General features: G+C 71.6%; 12 protein-coding genes. 7 read left to right on the top strand and 5 right to left on the bottom strand.

Annotated features, from left to right (window positions below; translation table 11 throughout):
• Positions 1–85: 85 nt before the first annotated feature.
• Together dnaG and ABD907_RS19440 are read right to left on the bottom strand one after the other, a co-directional pair.
• Positions 86–2,080 (bottom strand): DNA primase, encoded by a 1,995-nt coding sequence (dnaG, locus tag ABD907_RS19445; protein ID WP_345218634.1) that lies wholly within the window; start codon positions 2,078–2,080, stop codon positions 86–88.
• Positions 2,080–3,390: a deoxyguanosinetriphosphate triphosphohydrolase gene (locus ABD907_RS19440; protein WP_345218632.1), complete on the bottom strand. Its 1,311-nt coding sequence runs from the start codon at positions 3,388–3,390 to the stop codon at positions 2,080–2,082. Before ABD907_RS19440 ends, dnaG begins: the two co-directional genes overlap by 1 nt.
• Positions 3,391–3,449: 59 nt before the next feature.
• Between ABD907_RS19440 and ABD907_RS19435 the strand changes: the two genes are divergently transcribed.
• Positions 3,450–4,580: an alpha-amylase family protein gene (locus ABD907_RS19435; protein WP_345218630.1), complete on the top strand. Its 1,131-nt coding sequence runs from the start codon at positions 3,450–3,452 to the stop codon at positions 4,578–4,580.
• A 120-nt stretch (positions 4,581–4,700) separates the two neighbouring features.
• Complete coding sequence (locus tag ABD907_RS19430; RefSeq protein ID WP_345218628.1) at positions 4,701–6,497, top strand: glycoside hydrolase family 13 protein; 1,797 nt, start codon at positions 4,701–4,703, stop codon at positions 6,495–6,497.
• A gap of 159 nt (positions 6,498–6,656) precedes the next feature.
• Here the strand turns inward: ABD907_RS19430 and dusB are convergent, their stop codons facing one another.
• The 3 genes from dusB to ABD907_RS19415 form a co-directional block, all read right to left on the bottom strand.
• Positions 6,657–7,937: a tRNA dihydrouridine synthase DusB gene (dusB, locus tag ABD907_RS19425; RefSeq protein ID WP_425555793.1), complete on the bottom strand. Its 1,281-nt coding sequence runs from the start codon at positions 7,935–7,937 to the stop codon at positions 6,657–6,659.
• Complete coding sequence (locus ABD907_RS19420; RefSeq protein ID WP_345218627.1) at positions 7,934–9,229, bottom strand: YibE/F family protein; 1,296 nt, start codon at positions 9,227–9,229, stop codon at positions 7,934–7,936. The genes dusB and ABD907_RS19420 overlap by 4 nt, the downstream gene beginning before the upstream one ends.
• Before the next feature lie 168 nt (positions 9,230–9,397).
• A complete protein-coding gene (locus ABD907_RS19415) occupies positions 9,398–10,789 on the bottom strand; it encodes a glycine--tRNA ligase (RefSeq protein WP_345218624.1) in 1,392 nt (463 codons plus the stop codon).
• A gap of 150 nt (positions 10,790–10,939) precedes the next feature.
• Between ABD907_RS19415 and ABD907_RS19410 the strand changes: the two genes are divergently transcribed.
• The 5 genes from ABD907_RS19410 to ABD907_RS19390 all read left to right on the top strand — a co-directional run bounded on the left by ABD907_RS19410 (position 10,940) and on the right by ABD907_RS19390 (position 16,338).
• A complete protein-coding gene (locus tag ABD907_RS19410; protein ID WP_345218622.1) occupies positions 10,940–11,971 on the top strand; it encodes a metal ABC transporter substrate-binding protein in 1,032 nt (343 codons plus the stop codon).
• Positions 11,962–12,783: a metal ABC transporter ATP-binding protein gene (locus ABD907_RS19405; protein WP_486334140.1), complete on the top strand. Its 822-nt coding sequence runs from the start codon at positions 11,962–11,964 to the stop codon at positions 12,781–12,783. The genes ABD907_RS19410 and ABD907_RS19405 overlap by 10 nt, the downstream gene beginning before the upstream one ends.
• Before the next feature lie 32 nt (positions 12,784–12,815).
• Positions 12,816–13,685, top strand: coding sequence for a metal ABC transporter permease (locus ABD907_RS19400; protein ID WP_345218928.1), 870 nt, complete (start codon positions 12,816–12,818; stop codon positions 13,683–13,685).
• 1 nt (position 13,686) lies between these two features.
• A complete protein-coding gene (locus ABD907_RS19395; protein ID WP_345218618.1) occupies positions 13,687–14,103 on the top strand; it encodes a Fur family transcriptional regulator in 417 nt (138 codons plus the stop codon).
• Between the two features lie 495 nt (positions 14,104–14,598).
• Complete coding sequence (locus tag ABD907_RS19390; protein WP_345218617.1) at positions 14,599–16,338, top strand: HNH endonuclease signature motif containing protein; 1,740 nt, start codon at positions 14,599–14,601, stop codon at positions 16,336–16,338.
• The last annotated feature ends 44 nt before the right edge of the window (positions 16,339–16,382 follow it).

The following is a 16,382-nucleotide window of genomic DNA, read 5'->3' as shown; positions in this document are numbered from 1 at the left end:
ACGACGGTACAGAACATCTCGAGTCATGGGTCGCTATCGAGGGTCACGATCCCGCATACGTGGCGCAACCCGGGGCGGCGCGCCGTCACTCCACGGTGAGCGAGCGGCGCCTGCCCTCTAGCTCCATGAGCTCCGCGAAGACCTGCGCGTACCCGGGATCCTCTGGATCGGTGCGCTGCAACGTGCCCTTGAGGTCGGCGATCTCGCGGGTGAGGCCCATGCGCAGGAGGGCGACGAGGACGCCGTGGGCGTAGGCGGACAGCGACTCCGGCCGGTCCTCCGGCAGCGGTGCGACGGCGAGCTCGGTGATGACACCGGCCACCGGTCCGACCGCGTTCTCCCGCACCTGGTCCGCCCACCATCCGGCGGCCCGGCCCGCGGCGTCGCCCCCGGCCGAGGAGAGGCGCTCGACCTGCTGGCCGTACGCCCTCGTCCCGCCGGCGGCACGGATGGCGTCGTGCACGCCGCGGTAGGCCGGCACCGTGAACGTGTCGGGGGCAAGGTCGTCGAACCCGGCGGCGAGGGCGTACTGCGGCAGCTGCAGCACCACCTCGAGCACGCGCCGCTCCAGCTGCGCGACGGGGTCCTCACGAAAGCTCCGTGACTGCCCGCCGGCCGGGGCCCGGCGCTCGTCCGGCGGGCCCGACGGGTAGCCGTTACGGCCGGCGGCGGCGCCGTTCCCCCCAACGTCCGAGGGGCCAGGCCGCGGCGCGCGCTCGGCGCTCTGCACGGCGCGCCGCACGGCGACCTCTTCCATCCCGAGCCAGCCGGCGAGCGAACGCGCGTACTCCCAGCGCAGAGCACGGTCACGGATGCCGGCGACCACCGGCGCAGCCGAACGCAGCGCCGCGACCCGGCCCTCCGCCGTCGTCAGGTCGAGCTGGGCGAGCACGGAACGGATGGCGAACGCGAACAGCGGCTGCCGTGCGCCGACGAGCTCGCGTACGGCCGCGTCCCCGCGCTGCAGGCGCAGGTCGCAGGGATCCAGCCCGTCCGGCTGCACGGCCACGAACGTCTGCGAGGCGAAGCGCTGGTCCTCCTCGAAGGCCCGCAGCGCCGCCTTCTGCCCGGCGGCGTCGCCGTCGAAGGTGAAGATCACCTCGCCGCCGTGGGTGGCGCCCGAGGAGAAGATGACGCCGGCCGCAGCATCCGCCCGGTCTCCGAGCAGGCGCCGGACGATGCGGATGTGGTCGGGTCCGAAGGAGGTCCCGGAGGTGGCGACAGCGGTCCCCACCCCGGCCAGGTGCGCGGCCATGACATCGGTGTAGCCCTCGACGACGACGACGCGCCGCTCCTTGGCGATCGCCCGCTTGGCGAGATCCAGCCCGTAGAGGACCTGGGACTTCTTGTAGATCGGTGTCTCGGGGGTGTTGAGGTACTTCGGGCCGGGGTCATCCTCGAGCAGGCGGCGCGCCCCGAACCCGACAGTCTCACCGGTGACGTCCCGGATCGGCCACACCAGCCGGCCGCGGAACCGGTCGTAGATCCCGCGGTTGCCCTGCGAGACCAGTCCCGACGCCATCAGCTCGGCCTCGGTGAAGCCCTGGCCGCGCAGGTGCCGCAGCAGGTGGTCCCAGCCCTCCGGAGCGAAACCGACGCCGAACGTCGTCGCCGCCTGCCGGTCGAAGCCCCGTTCGGCCAGGAACTGGCGGGCCAGCGCGGCGCCCGGGCTGTCGAGCAGTCCCCGGTAGAACTCCTCGGCCACGCGGTGGGCCTCGACGAGCCGCTGCCGGCGGCCCGGCTCCTCCCGCCGCGATCGGACACCCTCCGCTGTGCCTTCATAGCGCAGCTGCATGCCGGCCTTGCCGGCCAGGTGCTCCACGGCCTCCGCGAACGGCAGGTGGTCGATCTTCTGGACGAACGAGATGACGTCGCCGCCCTCGTCGCAGCCGAAGCAGTGCCACAGGCCAAGCTGGGGCCGGACGTGGAAGGAGGGCGTGCGCTCGTCGTGGAAGGGGCACAGGCCCTTCATCGAGCCCACCCCGGCGGGCTTGAGCGTCACGTACGCGCCGACGACCTCTTCGATCCGGGCTCGCTCCCGGACCGCCGCGATGTCGTCGCGGCGGATCAGACCTGCCATCACCACACCTCCGACAGCATCCCGCACAGGCGGGCGTGCCACTGCTGCGCCGAGGTGTCCGTCAACGACGCCACCTGGTCGACGACGACGCGCAGCCGCCCGTTCTCGTCACTCGCCTCGCGCCAGTCTGCCGCGAACGGGCCCTCGAGGTGCCGCTCGCCGGTGGCGACGAGCGCGTCGACGAGGTCGAACAGGATCGTGCGCTGGGCGAGGTAGACCGGCTCGAACTCCCGCGGAGCCATGACGTAGAGCGCGGCCAGGCCCTTGAGGACCACGATCTCGGCGAGCGTCCCGTCCGGGACCACCAGGTCGGCGTCGTAGCGGGCCAGCGCACCGTCGCCGGCGGCGCTCCGCGTCGCCCGCTCGGCCGCGTCGCAGAACCGGCCGATCAGCTGGCTCGTCATGTCCTTGAGCCGGGCGAGGTCGCGGCGCGAACCGTCGTGGCCGGGCACCCACACCGGGTCCGCGATGATCCGCTCGAGGGCCTGGCCCAGGGCGTCGTCGGAGACCGGCGGGTCGTACCAGGCACGCGCCTGGGCGACCACGCGGTGCTGCTCCGACGGCGCACGCAGCCCCGGCAGGTCGACCTTGCCGCCCACGATGGCGTCCTCGACGTCGTGCACCGAGTAGGAGATGTCGTCCGCGAGATCCATCACCTGGGCCTCGAGGCACCGCCGGCCCCGGGGAGCCTCCTCACGGAGCCAGCTGAAGACCGCCAGGTCCTCGGGGAAGACTCCGTACTTGCTCACCGGTCGGCCGTCGGCGCGCGGCGGTCCCTCGCCCGGCAGCCAGGGGTACTTGGTCGCCGCGTCGAGGCTCGCCCGGGTGAGGTTGAGGCCCACGCAGGCGCCGTCGTCGTCGAAGGCCTTCGGCTCCAGGCGGGAGAGCAGCCGCAGCGTCTGGGCGTTGCCCTCGAAACCACCGATCCCGGCGGCCACCTCGTTCAGGGCGCGCTCTCCGTTGTGCCCGAACGGCGGGTGGCCGAGATCGTGCGAGAGACACGCGGTGTCCACGACGTCCGGGTCGCACCCGAGCGCCTTGCCGAGCTCGCGCCCCACCTGGGCGACCTCGAGCGAATGGGTCAGACGAGTGCGGACGAAGTCGTCGCTCGACGGGCCGAGCACCTGGGTCTTGGCTCCCAGGCGGCGCAGCGCCGAGGAGTGCACGACGCGGGCCCGGTCACGCTGGAACGCGGTACGGCGGGGGTTCTTCGCCGGTTCCGGCCACCACCGCTCGGTGTCCCGCTCGGTGTAGGCCTCGGACGCACGCGGGTCGGACCGGCGCCCGGCGAGGTCGAAGGAGGCGGTCACAACCCGGAGACTACGCCGGGGACGTGCGCCCGCGCGGCCGTCAGCCACAATGGGCTGTGATGACGACGACGCCGTCCGCCGAGGCCGAACCGACGAGGCCACCGGGTCAGGTCACGACGACGCTGATCCACCGCGCCGGCCGCAGGCCGGTGCCCTGGTGGCACCACGCCGTGGTGTACCAGGTCAGGGGCGCGGCGGACATCGAGTCGCTCGCGGCGATGTCCGCGGAGATCTCCCACGTCGCCCGGCTGGGGGCCACGGCGGTGGAGATCCGCGTGCCCGAGGCCGACCCCGACGAGCCGGGCGTCAGCGAGACTGTGGACAAGCTCATCCACCGCGTCCACCAGCGCAGCCTGCGTTTCATCGTCTCCCTCGCCGGCCTGCCCGGCGACGTCGCGCTGGAACGGGGCCGCAGCTGGCTCGACCGGGGCGTCGACGGCCTCGACCTGGGCGTCCTCGACGGCGACGCGCCCATCGACGACGTCCGGGCGCTGCATGCGCTCGCCGCCGAGCGGGAGGTGGTCCTGACGGCCGCGGCCTCGGCCGCCCGTCCCGAGGCGCTGGCGGAGCACCTGCACGAGCACTGGCTGCACGTCACGCGCGACGACCGCCTCGGCATCGCCGCCTGGGACGCCGCGGAGCTGCGCGCCTCCATCTCCGACGCCTACCTGCAGCGCGCCGCGGTGGGTGCACCCGCCGGGTGGATGCTGACCGAGCTCGGTGCCGACCCGTGGGGCCTGGGTGCGGACGCCGCCTCTCGGCGCCGCCGGCGGGCGGCGACCCTCATCATGCTGGCGCTGCCCGGCACGGTGTACCTCCATCAGGGAGAGGCCGTCGGCGTGACTCCGCGCCCGGACGATCCGGCCGGCAGCATCGGTGAGGTGGCCGAGGTCGCCGCCGAGCAGCGCGGTACGCCCGGCAGCCCGTTCGAGCAGTACCGGGATGCGCTCCGCCTGCGCAGCGAGCTCCGCCTGGGCACCGGACCGCTCGCCTGGATCGACGACGCGCCGAGCCCGGACACCCTGGCCCTGCTGACCCGGGACCTCATGGTGCTGGCCAACCTGGGCCAGGAGAGCGTCGTCGTCCCGTCCGACCGTGAGGTCCTGCACGCCAGCGACGAGCTGCCGCCGCCCCACGACGACCGGCTCCTCCTCCCGCCGGACACCACGGTGTGGCTCGCCATGGGTTGACCAGCGACTCCGCCGAACCAGAAACCGGCTCTCGGACGCGCCGTCCGGGTGCCTCACGCCGTCGGGCCGTGCCACGCTTGGCGGTTGACCGAGGAAAGACTCACCGACCCGAGGAACCCAGTGAACTCAGTCAGCACAGCGACGTCCCCCCGGCAGCAGACCCTCCACGTCCACAGGCCGGGTCAGGACCAGTGGTGGCGCCACGCGGTCATCTACCAGATCTACCCGCGCTCCTTCGCCGACGCCCGGGGTGACGGAGTCGGCGACCTCCGTGGCATCGCGTCCCGGCTGGACCATCTCGCTGCTCTGGGGGTCGACGCCGTCTGGCTCTCGCCGTTCTACCGCTCCCCCCAGCGCGACGCCGGCTACGACGTCTCCGACTACCGGGACGTCGACCCCAGGTTCGGCACGCTCGAGGACGCGGACGCCATGATCGCCCGGGCTCACGAGCTGGACCTGAAGGTGATCGTCGATCTTGTCCCCAACCACACCTCCGACCAGCACGTCTGGTTCCAGCAGGCGCTCGCCGCCGGGCCCGGAAGCCCGGAGCGCTCGCGCTACATCTTCCGCGAGGGCAGCGGCGAGCTCGGCGAGGACCCGCCCAACAACTGGCAGTCCTCCTTCGGCGGGTCCGCGTGGACCCGGGTCAAGGCGCGCCCGGACGCGCCGGGCAGCGCGTGGGCCGAGGACGGTCAGTGGTACCTCCACCTCTTCGACTCGAGCCAGCCGGACCTGAACTGGGAGAACCCCGAGGTGCGTGCCGAGCTGGAGTCGGTGCTCCAGTTCTGGCTGGACCGGGGCGTGGACGGCTTCCGGATCGACGTCGCCCACGGCCTCGTCAAGGAGCCGGGCCTGCCCGACTGGAGCGGCAGCGTGTCCATGGTCACCGGCGTGGACGAGCCGCCCCCGGAAGAGACCCAGGGCTCGACGCTGCCCGGAACGCTGCCCGGGCACCCTCCGATGTACGACCAGGAGGGCGTGCACGAGATCTACCGATCGTGGCGCCGCGTCCTCGAGAACCATCCGGGTGAGCAGATCCTCGTCGCCGAGGCGTGGGTGGAGCCGCTCGAGCGCCTCGCCCGGTACGTGCGCTCCGACGAGATGAACCAGGCGTTCAACTTCTCCTTCCTCGTCACGCCGTGGTCCGCGCCCAGGCTGCGGACCGTCATCGCCGAGTCCTACGAGGTCAACGACGAGGTCGGCGCTCCGACCACGTGGGTGCTGTCCAACCACGATGTCGTCCGTCACGCCTCGCGGCTGGGCCTGGCGGAGACCGGCAAAGGGCCGAACGGTATCGGCATCGGGGACCCGCAACCGGACGCCGAGCTGGGACTGCGGCGTGCCCGCGCGGCCTCGCTGCTGATGCTGGGGTTGCCGGGGTCGGCGTACATCTACCAGGGCGAGGAGCTGGGGCTTCCCGAGCACACCGCTCTTCCCGACGACGCCCGGGAGGACCCGACGTTCGCCCGGACCGACGGCGCGGAGAAGGGCCGCGACGGCTGCCGCGTCCCGATCCCGTGGGAGGCGGACGCACCGGCCTTCGGGTTCTCCCCCACCGGCGAGTCCTGGCTCCCCCAGCCCGAGGAGTGGTCGGCCTACGCCGTCGACGCGCAGACCGGTGTCCAGGGGTCGACGCTGGAGTTCTACCGGACCGTGCTGCGGCTGCGCCGCGAGCTCGTGCTCGGGCTCGGCTCGTCCCAATGGGAGCCGACCTTCGGCGACCTGGCGTCGGACGGCGACGTCATCGCCGTCGTCAACACCGCCGAGGGACGCGAAGACGTCCTCGTCCTGGCCAACCTCGGGTCCGAGCCGGTCCAGCTGCCCGACGGCTGGCAGGTGAAGCTGTCCTCCGGACCGATGTCCGGTGACGACGGCCGAACGGTACCGACGGACACGGCGGTCTGGGCTACGCGGTAGGCACTCCGCGCGGCCCGCGCCCCCGCCGGCCCGGCCCCCCGCCGGCCCGGCCCCCCGCCGGCCCGGCCCCCCGCCGGCCCGGCCCCCCGCCGAACAAGCCCTGATGTCCCATCCGGCGCGCCGGACGACACATCAGGGCTTGTTCGGCGGGCGCTGGTGTCAGCCGCCGGAGACGGAGAGCTCGGCGTGGGCGAGCATCTCGCGCAGGCGCTCGTCCACGTCCTGGGTCGTGAGCCAGCCGTCCGGGAGGTGCGGGTCCTTCGGGGAGCCGGCGCGGCCCCGGGGGCCTTCCGCGCCCTCGCCCGGGTAGGGCTGGTCGAGGTCGAGCGCGGCCAGCCGCTCGTCCAGCTCGGCGAGGCTGGAGACGAGCGCGAGCTCGCGACGAGGCTCGCCGCCCACCACGTAGCCCTTGAGGTACCAGGACATGTGCTTGCGCATCTCGCGCAGCGCGCGGCCTTCCTCGCCGAAGTGCTCCACCATGAGGTCGGCGTGGCGGCGGATGACGGCGGCCACCTCCCGCAGGCCGGGCGTGACCCGCCGGTCCGAGTCGTGCGCAGCGGCGACCAGGTCGGTGAACAGCCAGGGCCGGCCCTGGCAGCCACGGCCGACGACGACGCCGTCGCAACCGGTCGCGCGCATCATCTCGCGCGCGTCCTCGGCGGACCAGATGTCGCCGTTTCCGAGGACCGGCACGGAGGTGACGGCGTCCTTGAGGCGGGCGATCGTCTCCCACCGCGCCTGGCCGGAGTAGTGCTGGGCGGCGGTGCGGGCGTGGAGCGCGACGGCGGCGACGCCGGCGCGCTCGGCCAGCCGGCCGGCCTCGACATAGGTGAGATGGTCGTCGTCGATGCCCATGCGCATCTTCACGGTCACCGGGACCTCGCGGTCACGGCCCGCCGAGGCCTCCCAGGCGGCGGCGACGGCGTCGGTGACGATCGCGTCGAAGAGGTCGCGCTTCCACGGCAGCGCCGCTCCCCCGCCGCGACGGGTGACCTTGGGAACCGGACAGCCGAAGTTGAGGTCGACGTGGTCGGCCCGGTCCTCGGCCACCAGGACGCGGATCGCGGCCGCGATGGTGGCCGGGTCGACGCCGTAGAGCTGGACGGACCGGACCGGCTCGTCCGGGTCCGGGGTGATCATCCGCATGGTCTCGGGCGTGCGCTCGACGAGCGCCCGCGAGGTGACCATCTCGGTGACGTACAGGCCCGCCGGCGCATACGAGCCCGGGACGGCGGGAGCGGCGTCCGCCGGGAGCCCGTCGATGCCGGCCTCCCGGCACAGCTTGCGGAACGGCGGGTTGGTGACGCCGGCCATGGGTGCGAGCACGACGGGGCTGCCCAGGCCGACGGGCCCGATCTGCAGCTCGGCCCGCGCGGGCGCGCCGGCCTCCGCGGATGCGCCGGCCTGCGCGGAGGCGGAGGTCGTGGTCTGTGCGGTCACCGGGCCATTGTCGCCGGTTCGGGCTCCCCGGTCAGCCCGGGGGCGGTGTGAGATCCGTCCGAGCGGCGGCGCGAGGTGCGCACCAGCGCGACGCCGATACCCGTCGTCGCGGGGATCGCGAGGACCAGCCCGATCGAGGCGACCAGCGTGCGGACGATCTCCTCGGCGATCTCGGCGGCCATCAAGGTGTCGATCATGGTGCGGTCCATCAGGGCGGCCATCATGAGCACCGGCAAGGAGGTGCCGACGTAGGCGAACGCGAGCGTGTAGACGGTCGAGGCGATGTGGTCCCGGCCAATTCGCATCCCCCGCCTCATGAGCGTGCGCTTCGGTGTCGAGGGATCGGCGGCGTGCAGCTCCCACACGGCCGACGCCTGGGTGATCGTGACGTCGTTGAGCACACCCAGGCCCGCGATGACCATCCCGCACAGCAGCAGGTCCATCAGGGACAGGTTCTCGAACTGCGACATCAGCATCAGGGCGGAGTCCGAGCTCGAACCGGTGAGGTTGGCGGACCGGGTCCCCCAGGTGGCGAGCAGCACGGTGATGAATAGACCGACGAAGGTACCGAGCAGCGCCGTCGTCGTCCGGATGGAGATGCCGTGCGCGAGGTAGAGCGACATGAACATCATCGCGGAGCAGCCGACGAGGGTGACCAGGACGGGAGGCGACCCGAGCATGATCGCCGGGATGACGAAGGCGACGATGATCCCCAGGGAGCCGGTGAGACCGGCCATGGCCGCCAGGCCGCGCCACCGGGCGACGGCGAGCACGACCAGGGCGTAGCCGAGGGCCAGCCACCCGATAGGAGCCTTGCGCTCGAAGTCCCAGAAGACGTACGGGCTCCCGGTCCCCATGGCCTGGGCGCTGAACATCAGGCGGATCTCGTCGCCGACGCCGATGCCGTTGGCGAGCACCTCCGGCGGGACCTGCACCGGGACCACCTGGCCCTCGCCGACGCCGGTGCTGAGCTCGACCCGCACCTGGCCACCGGCGTCCTGCGCCGCGTCCCCGGGCGGCTGCGCGCCACCACCGTCGAGGTCGCCACCGTCGAGGTCGCCACCGTCGACGCCGATGACCTCGGTGACGGTGCCGTGCTCGATCGTCATGCCGGTGCCGGCCAGGGGCACCGAGCCGATGGGAGTCTCGCCCCGCGGCCAGAGTGCGGCCAGACCGACGACGGTGGCCACCAGCAGCGGCACCACCAGCGCGGCGAGGATCCACCGCGTGCGGCGAGCCTCGCCGCGCGGGAGCGTCAGGTCGTGCGAATGTCCGCTATGTCCGTCAGGCACGCCTCATGCTCACCCGAGAGTGGCCGCTGATCGATGACGACGCGCCGTCCGGCCCGGCGCCGAGAGCAGCTGCATGAGCCAATAGCCGACGTTCGAACGCCTGCTCTCGGCGCGGGAGCCTGCTCTCGGCAGGAGCGCGGGCGGCCGGCCGAAACCGACGACGCGCCGTCAGCAGCCGGGGAGACGCTCGGCGAGGTAGCCGCGCACCTTGTCCAGACCGATACGCTCCTGCGCCATCGAGTCGCGCTCACGCACGGTGACGGCCTGGTCGTCGAGAGAGTCGAAGTCCACCGTGACGCAGAACGGCGTGCCGATCTCGTCCTGGCGCCGGTAACGGCGGCCGACGGCTCCGGCGTCGTCGAAGTCGACGTTCCAGTAACCGCGCAGCTCGGCCGCCAGGTCGCGTGCGACAGGGGAGAGCTTCTCGTTGCGCGAGAGCGGCAGCACGGCGACCTTGACCGGCGACAGGCGCGGGTCGAGCTTCAGCACCGTGCGCTTGTCCACGCCACCCTTGGTGTTCGGCGCCTCGTCCTCGGTGTAGGCCTCCACCAGGAAGGCCATCAGCGAGCGGGTCAGGCCCGCGGCGGGCTCGATGACGTAGGGCACCCACCGGGCGTCCTTGGCCTGGTCGAAGTAGCTGAGGTCCTGGCCCGAGTGCTCGGCGTGGGTGCTGAGGTCGAAGTCGGTCCGGTTGGCGATGCCCTCGAGCTCGCCCCACTCGGAGCCCGTGAACCCGAAGCGGTACTCGATGTCCACGGTGCGCGTGGAGTAGTGGGAGAGCTTCTCCTGCGGGTGCTCGTAGTGGCGCAGGTTCTCCGCGGCGATGCCGAGGTTCGTGTACCAGACCGTGCGCGCGTCGATCCAGTACTGGTGCCACTCGGCGTCCGTTCCCGGCTCGACGAAGAACTCCATCTCCATCTGCTCGAACTCGCGGGTGCGGAAGATGAAGTTGCCGGGGGTGATCTCGTTGCGGAAGGACTTGCCGATCTGGCCGATGCCGAACGGCGGCTTCTTCCGGGCTGCCGTCATCACGTTCGTGAAGTTGAGGAAGATTCCCTGGGCGGTCTCCGGCCGCAGGTAGTGCAGGCCGGACTCGTCCTCGGTGACGCCGAGGTAGGTCTTGAGCAGGCCGGAGAACTGGCGCGGTTCGGTCCACTGCCCGCGATTGCCGCAGTTCGGGCAGGCCAAGGTCTCGAGGCTGACGCTGCCCGGGTCCTCGATGCCCTTCTTCTCGGCGTACTCCTCCTGCAGCGTGTCCGCGCGGTACCGCTTGTGGCAGGACTGGCACTCGGTCAGTGGGTCCGAGAAGGTCGCCACGTGGCCGGAGGCCACCCAGGTCTCGCGCGGCAGGATGACCGAGGAGTCGAGCCCGACGACGTCGTCACGCGAGGTGACGGTCGCCCGCCACCACTGCCGCTTGATGTTCTCCTTCAGCTCCACACCGAGGGGGCCGTAGTCCCACGCCGAACGGGTACCGCCGTAGATCTCCCCCGCAGGAAAGACGAACCCCCGTCGCTTGGCGAGGTTGATGACGCTGTCGAGGCGTGAGGGCGAGGCCACGGGTGGATCTCCAGGTCGGCGGTACGGCGTTGCCCCAACCTACCGAGCCGGGCGACGCAATGGCGCGCACGACCGACTCACAGACGCGGTGACCGTGGTCACTCGGCACTAGATTGACACTCGTTCTCAAAAGCATTGAGAATCGTCTTCATGAACACACGTCGGTCGCTGGCCCCGGTGGCCGCACTCACCCTCCTCGCTGTCCCGCTCGCCTCCTGCTCGGGCACGGCCGACGCCGGCGGCGGTGACGAGGGGCGCGGTGACGGGCTCGAGGTGCTGGCCTCGATGTATCCGCTGGACTTCGTCGCGTCAGAGGTGGGCGGTGAGCACGTCACCGTCTCGTCGGTCACGCCCGCGGGCGTCGACCCGCATGATCTGGAGCTCTCGCCCGCCACGGTCGCGCAGTTCGACAACGCCACGATCGTCTACCTTTCTGGGTTCCAGGCGGCCCTCGACGACGCGCTCGAGGTCACGTCTCCCGAGCACGCGCTCGACGTCGCGGAGGCTGCCGGCGTCCACGGTGTCGAGGGGCAAGGCGAGCGTGCGGGGCAGGAGGCAGCAGGCCACGCGGAGGGCGGTCACGAGGAGGAGGGGCACGCGGAAGACGGCCACGAGGAGGAGGGGCACGCGGAGGACGGCCACGAGCACGCCGGTCACGAGCACGAGGCCGGCGACCCGCACTTCTGGCTGGACCCGAACCGCGTGGCCGACGTCGCCGACGCGGTCTCCGCCGAGCTCTCCGACGTCGATCCCGAGCACGCGGAGGAGTATCGGGCGAACGCCGAGGAGCTTCGCGGAGAGCTGGAAAAGCTCGACGCCGACTTCGCGGCCGGGCTGGAGCAGTGCGAGATCCGGACGATCGTCACCGCCCACGAGGCATACGGATACCTCGCCGAGGCCTACGATCTCGAGCAGGTGGGCCTGTCCGGCCTGGACCCGGAGGCTGAGCCCTCCCCGGCACGACTGGCCGAGATCACCGAGGTGGTGGAGGGCTCGGGCGTGTCCACGATCTTCACCGAGTCCCTCGTCAACCCCGCCGTGGCGGAATCCCTGGCGAACGACCTCGGTGTCGACGTCGCGTTGCTCGACCCCGTCGAGACCGCACCCGAGGGCGGCGGTGACTATGTTGACGCCATGAGGGCGAATCTCGACGCGCTGACCTCGGCGCTGCGCTGCTCGTGAGCAAGACCACCGCTGCGCCCGTGCGCACAGAAGCCCTGACCGTGGCGCTCGGCGCCTCGACCGTGCTGCGGCGCGTCGACCTCAGCGTCGCCGACGGTGAGGCAGTCGCGCTCCTCGGCCCCAACGGTTCGGGCAAGTCCACGCTGGTGAAGTCCCTCGTCGGGATCGTTCCGATCGCCCGCGGGCGCGCGTTCCTGCACGGCCACGACGTCACCACCGAGCGCCGCCGCATCGACTGGGGCCGCATCGGTTACGTGCCTCAACGGGTGACCGCCGCTGCCGGTGTCCCGGCGACCGCTCTCGAGGTGGTCTGCTCCGGACTGCTGGACGGGCGCCGGCTGCGCGTCGGCCGGGCGGGTCGCGCCCGCGCCCTGGACGCCCTCGAGCAGGTCGGGCTCGCCGAGCGAGCCCGCGAGAGCGTCCAGGTCTTCTCCGGGGGACAGCAGCAACGGGTGCTCATCGCCCGTGCCCTGGTGCGCGAGCCGGACCTGCTCGTCCTCGACGAGCCGCTCGCCGGGATCGATCGCACGTCCAAGGAAGCCCTCGCCCGAACCGTCGCGGACCTGCGGGCCCGCGGCACGACGGTGCTCGTGGTCCTGCACGAGCCCGGGGAGCTCGGCCCGTTGATCGACCGGTGCGTAGTGCTGCGGCACGGCCGGGTCATCCATGACGGGGCCTTGCCGCGACCGGCTGCCGGACACGACCTACCAGGGCACGAGCACGAGCACGCCCACGAGGGCGCGACGCCGGCCGTCCACCACGCGCCCGAGCTTGCCGTGGAGTGGCGGACCCAGATGGAGGGCCGGCCGTGAGCACCCTCCTCGAGCTGCTGGCCACACCACTGATGCAGCGGGCGCTCACCGTGGCCGTTCTCGTGGGCGTGGCCGCCCCCGTCATGGGGACCTATCTCGTCCAGCGGCGGCTCGCACTGCTCGGTGACGGCATCGGGCACGTGGCGCTGACCGGCGTCGCCATGGGATGGCTGGCGAGCAGCGCGGCCGGCCTGAGCGACCGGGGCGCGCTGGCCGTACCGGGCGCCGTCGTCGCCTCGGTCATCGGCGCGATCCTGGTCGAAGTGGTCCGCGCCAGGGGCAAGACGAGCGGCGACATCGCCCTCGCGCTGCTCTTCTACGGCGGCATCGCCGGCGGTGTCCTGCTCATCGGCCTGGCGGGCGGGACGACGGCGAACCTCAACGCCTACCTGTTCGGGTCTATCGCAGCCGTCTCCATGCTGGACGTCGCCATGACAGTGGTGCTGGCCGCCGTCGTGATCGGCGTCGGAATCGGGCTGCGTGGACCGCTGTTCTCCCTGTGCCACGACGAGGAGTTCGCCCGCTCCACCGGCCTGCCCGTGCGCGCGCTGAACGTGCTGGTCGCCGTCATGGCGGCATTGACGGTCTCGGTCTCCATGCGCGTGGTCGGCGTCCTCCTGGTTTCTGCGATCATGATCGTGCCGGTGGCGACCGCTCAGCTCCTCACGAAATCCTTCCGGGGCACGATGGCTTCGGCCATGGTGCTCGGCGTCCTGTTCTGCGTCACCGGGCTGACCATCACCTACCTGTACCCGCTCTCCCCCGGAGCAACCATCGTCGTCCTGGCGATCGGTGTGTACGCCGTAGTATCGATCGTGCGTCCGCTGATCGGACGTCCTGCACCGCACGGTGACCCGCACCTGGACGTCGAGGACGACGTCGACGTACGAGAGGCAACGTGAGATGTTACGGATGACACGACAGCGCTCGGCGGTCCAGGAGATCCTCGAGAAGACTGATGACTTCCGCAGCGCTCAGCAGCTGCACGAGGCGCTGCGCAGCGAGGGCAGCTCCGTCGGTCTCGCCACCGTCTACCGCACGTTGCAGTCCCTGGCCGAGGCGGACGCCGTCGACGTGCTCCGCATCGACGACGGCGAGACGCTCTACCGCCGGTGCGCCCGCGAGAGCCACCACCACCACCTGGTCTGCAAGGTGTGCGGCCGGACGGTGGAGATCGAGGGTGCGCCGGTCGAGCAGTGGGCCGCGAAGGTGGCCCGGGAGAACGGGTTCGTCGACGTCGACCACACGGCGGAGCTGTTCGGCACCTGTGCGCAGTGTGCGGCGTCCGGGCACAGAGCGGAGTCCGTCGAGAACAGGTAGTCCCGATGGCGCCGGCGCCAGGGGTCGGCGCGTGGCGGCAACAGCGGCAACCACGGCATCGGCCGCATCCGTCGTGGTCCCAAATCCGGTGGTTCGTACGGGTACCGCTGCCGGCGCGGCAACGATGCGTGGTGACGCGCACGGCTTCGCCACGCACGACCGTGCACCTGCGCCCGGGCCGACCCCGGGCGGGTCACACGCCATGCCCTCTGCTGCCACGCGGCCGTGCGCCAGTGCGCCAATGCGCCAATGCGCCAATGCGCCAATGCGCCAATCGTCAGTCGCCGGACTCCGGACGCCGGACTCCGGACGCCGGCCGCCGGTCGTGCGAGCGTTGTGACGTGTTGTCCACAGTTGCCGTGGGATGACACCTTGTCCACAAATTCGTTGGAATACCGCCAAAAGACTTGCTTGTCGTACACGTGTTCGATAGCGTTGAAGCAGCATCGAAAGCAGCGTTGAAGACGACGACGAAACCGCCGGAGGGAGGGCACCGTGGCCGCCATCGAAGCCGAGAACACCACTCCCTCTGGGCAGCACGCCATCCGCCAGGTCGACGGCACCGGCGGAGACGTGCCCGACGAATTCTCGGGCGGCGCGTGCGGTGACGCCTCGATAACGGACCGTCTGGCCGCGGTCAGCGCCGAGCTCGCCGAGCTGGCCGGCCTCGACCTCGCCTCGCTGGGCCCGGGCGAGCTGATCGAGACGATCGACGGTGTGGAGACCGCGCACCGCCACCTCGAGGGACTGACGAACCGGGTCCTGGTCGCCGCCGAGACCGACGGCATGTGGGCCACCACCGGTGCCCGCAGCTTCGCGTCCTGGTACGCCGCCCGCACCGGTCGCCACCTCATCACCTCCCGGCGCAAGGTCCGCCACGCCCGCCGCCTACGCGATGACCTACCCATCACCTCGGCCGCACTGGAAACCGGGCAGATCAGCGCCGAGCACGCGGACGTGATGGCCAAGCACGCCACCACCAGCCCGCGGCTGCTCACCCAGCTCCGCGACCCCGACCTCGGTGAAGAGTTCCTCATCGCTCAGGCCGCCACGCAGGACGCGACCCGCTTCCACAAGGTGGTCCACCACTGGGCCATCCGCACCGACCCCGACGCCGCCGACCAGAACTGGCGCGCGGACGCCGCCAAGGAAGAAGTCTCCCTGTCCGCGACCCTGGGTGGTTACCACCTTAAGGGCTGGCTCTCCCCGGAGTCCGGGCACGTGCTCCAAGAAGCACTCGACGCCCGCACCGGCGTGCCATCCAAGAACGACTCCCGCACTCCCACCCAACGCCGCGCGCACGCGCTGACGGCACTGGCCCGGATCGGTCTCGACTCCGGGACCCTGCGTCCCGGGTCCCGCACCCGGCCCCACCTGAGCGTCCAGGTCCCCTACGACACCCTCACCCGGCTCATCGACGCCACCCGCCCCGCACGCGCCGACGGTGCTGCCGCTGATCCGGCTGATCCGGCTGATCCGCTTGGTCCCGGCAGCGCGTTCGGCCCCCGCACCACCAACGAGGGCCCTGCCGCGTCCGAGTCTCCCGACGGTGCCATCATCCCTGCCGGGGTCGACGAGACGTTCATGCTCGGCGCCGAACCCGCGACCCTGGCGGACGGGACCCCCATCCCCCACGCCCAGCTCGCCAAGATCGCGTGCCAGAGCCAGCTGCACCGCGTCATCTTCGGTCCCGACTCCGAGATCCTGGACTCCGGCCGCGAGGAACGACTCTTCACCCCCGGCCAGACCCGCGCCATCATCGCCCGCGACGGCCTGTGCCAGTTCCCAGACTGCCAAGCACCACCCGGCGAGGGCGAGATCCACCACTCGCTCTACTGGTACGAACACGGCGGCACCACCACCGCGAGACTCGGCGTCCTGCTGTGCTGGCACCACCACGACTACGTACACCTGCACAACATCACCATCGAACGCCACAACAGCACCTGGGTCTTCACCCGCACCGACGGCACCCCCATCAACCCCGTGCGCCCGCAACGCACCCTCGCACGCCCCACCCTCTTCGGACCCGCCAAGACCCCCAAACCGACGACGCCGACGGCAGCGACGACCGCGACGACCGCGACGACCGCGACGAACGACCCGACCAGAACGACCGCGAGCGATCCGCCCCACGCGTTCATGAACAACCCGACCAAGCCGCCCACGACGCAGGCCCGCAAGCACCGCACCGTAAGTGCGGGTCCCAGGCCGGAATCCGTGCCGCGGGAGTAACATCCGACCGGCACAGCGCACGTCATTCTCGCCGTTCTGAACCG

It is taken from the genome of Georgenia halophila, from assembly GCF_039541595.1.
The sequence above is the reverse complement of the archived record's forward strand: the minus strand, read 5'-3'. Positions and strand labels throughout refer to the sequence as shown.

Bases quoted from the DNA above. Each gene is read 5' to 3' on its own strand.
- ABD907_RS19410 (WP_345218622.1), top strand. From the start codon at position 10,940: ATGAACACACGTCGGTCGCTGGCCCCGGTGGCCGCACTCACCCTCCTC.
- ABD907_RS19435 (WP_345218630.1), top strand. From the start codon at position 3,450: ATGACGACGACGCCGTCCGCCGAGGCCGAACCGACGAGGCCACCGGGT.
- ABD907_RS19395 (WP_345218618.1), top strand. From the start codon at position 13,687: ATGTTACGGATGACACGACAGCGCTCGGCGGTCCAGGAGATCCTCGAG.
- dnaG (WP_345218634.1), bottom strand. From the start codon at position 2,080: ATGGCAGGTCTGATCCGCCGCGACGACATCGCGGCGGTCCGGGAGCGA.
- ABD907_RS19400 (WP_345218928.1), top strand. From the start codon at position 12,816: ATGCAGCGGGCGCTCACCGTGGCCGTTCTCGTGGGCGTGGCCGCCCCC.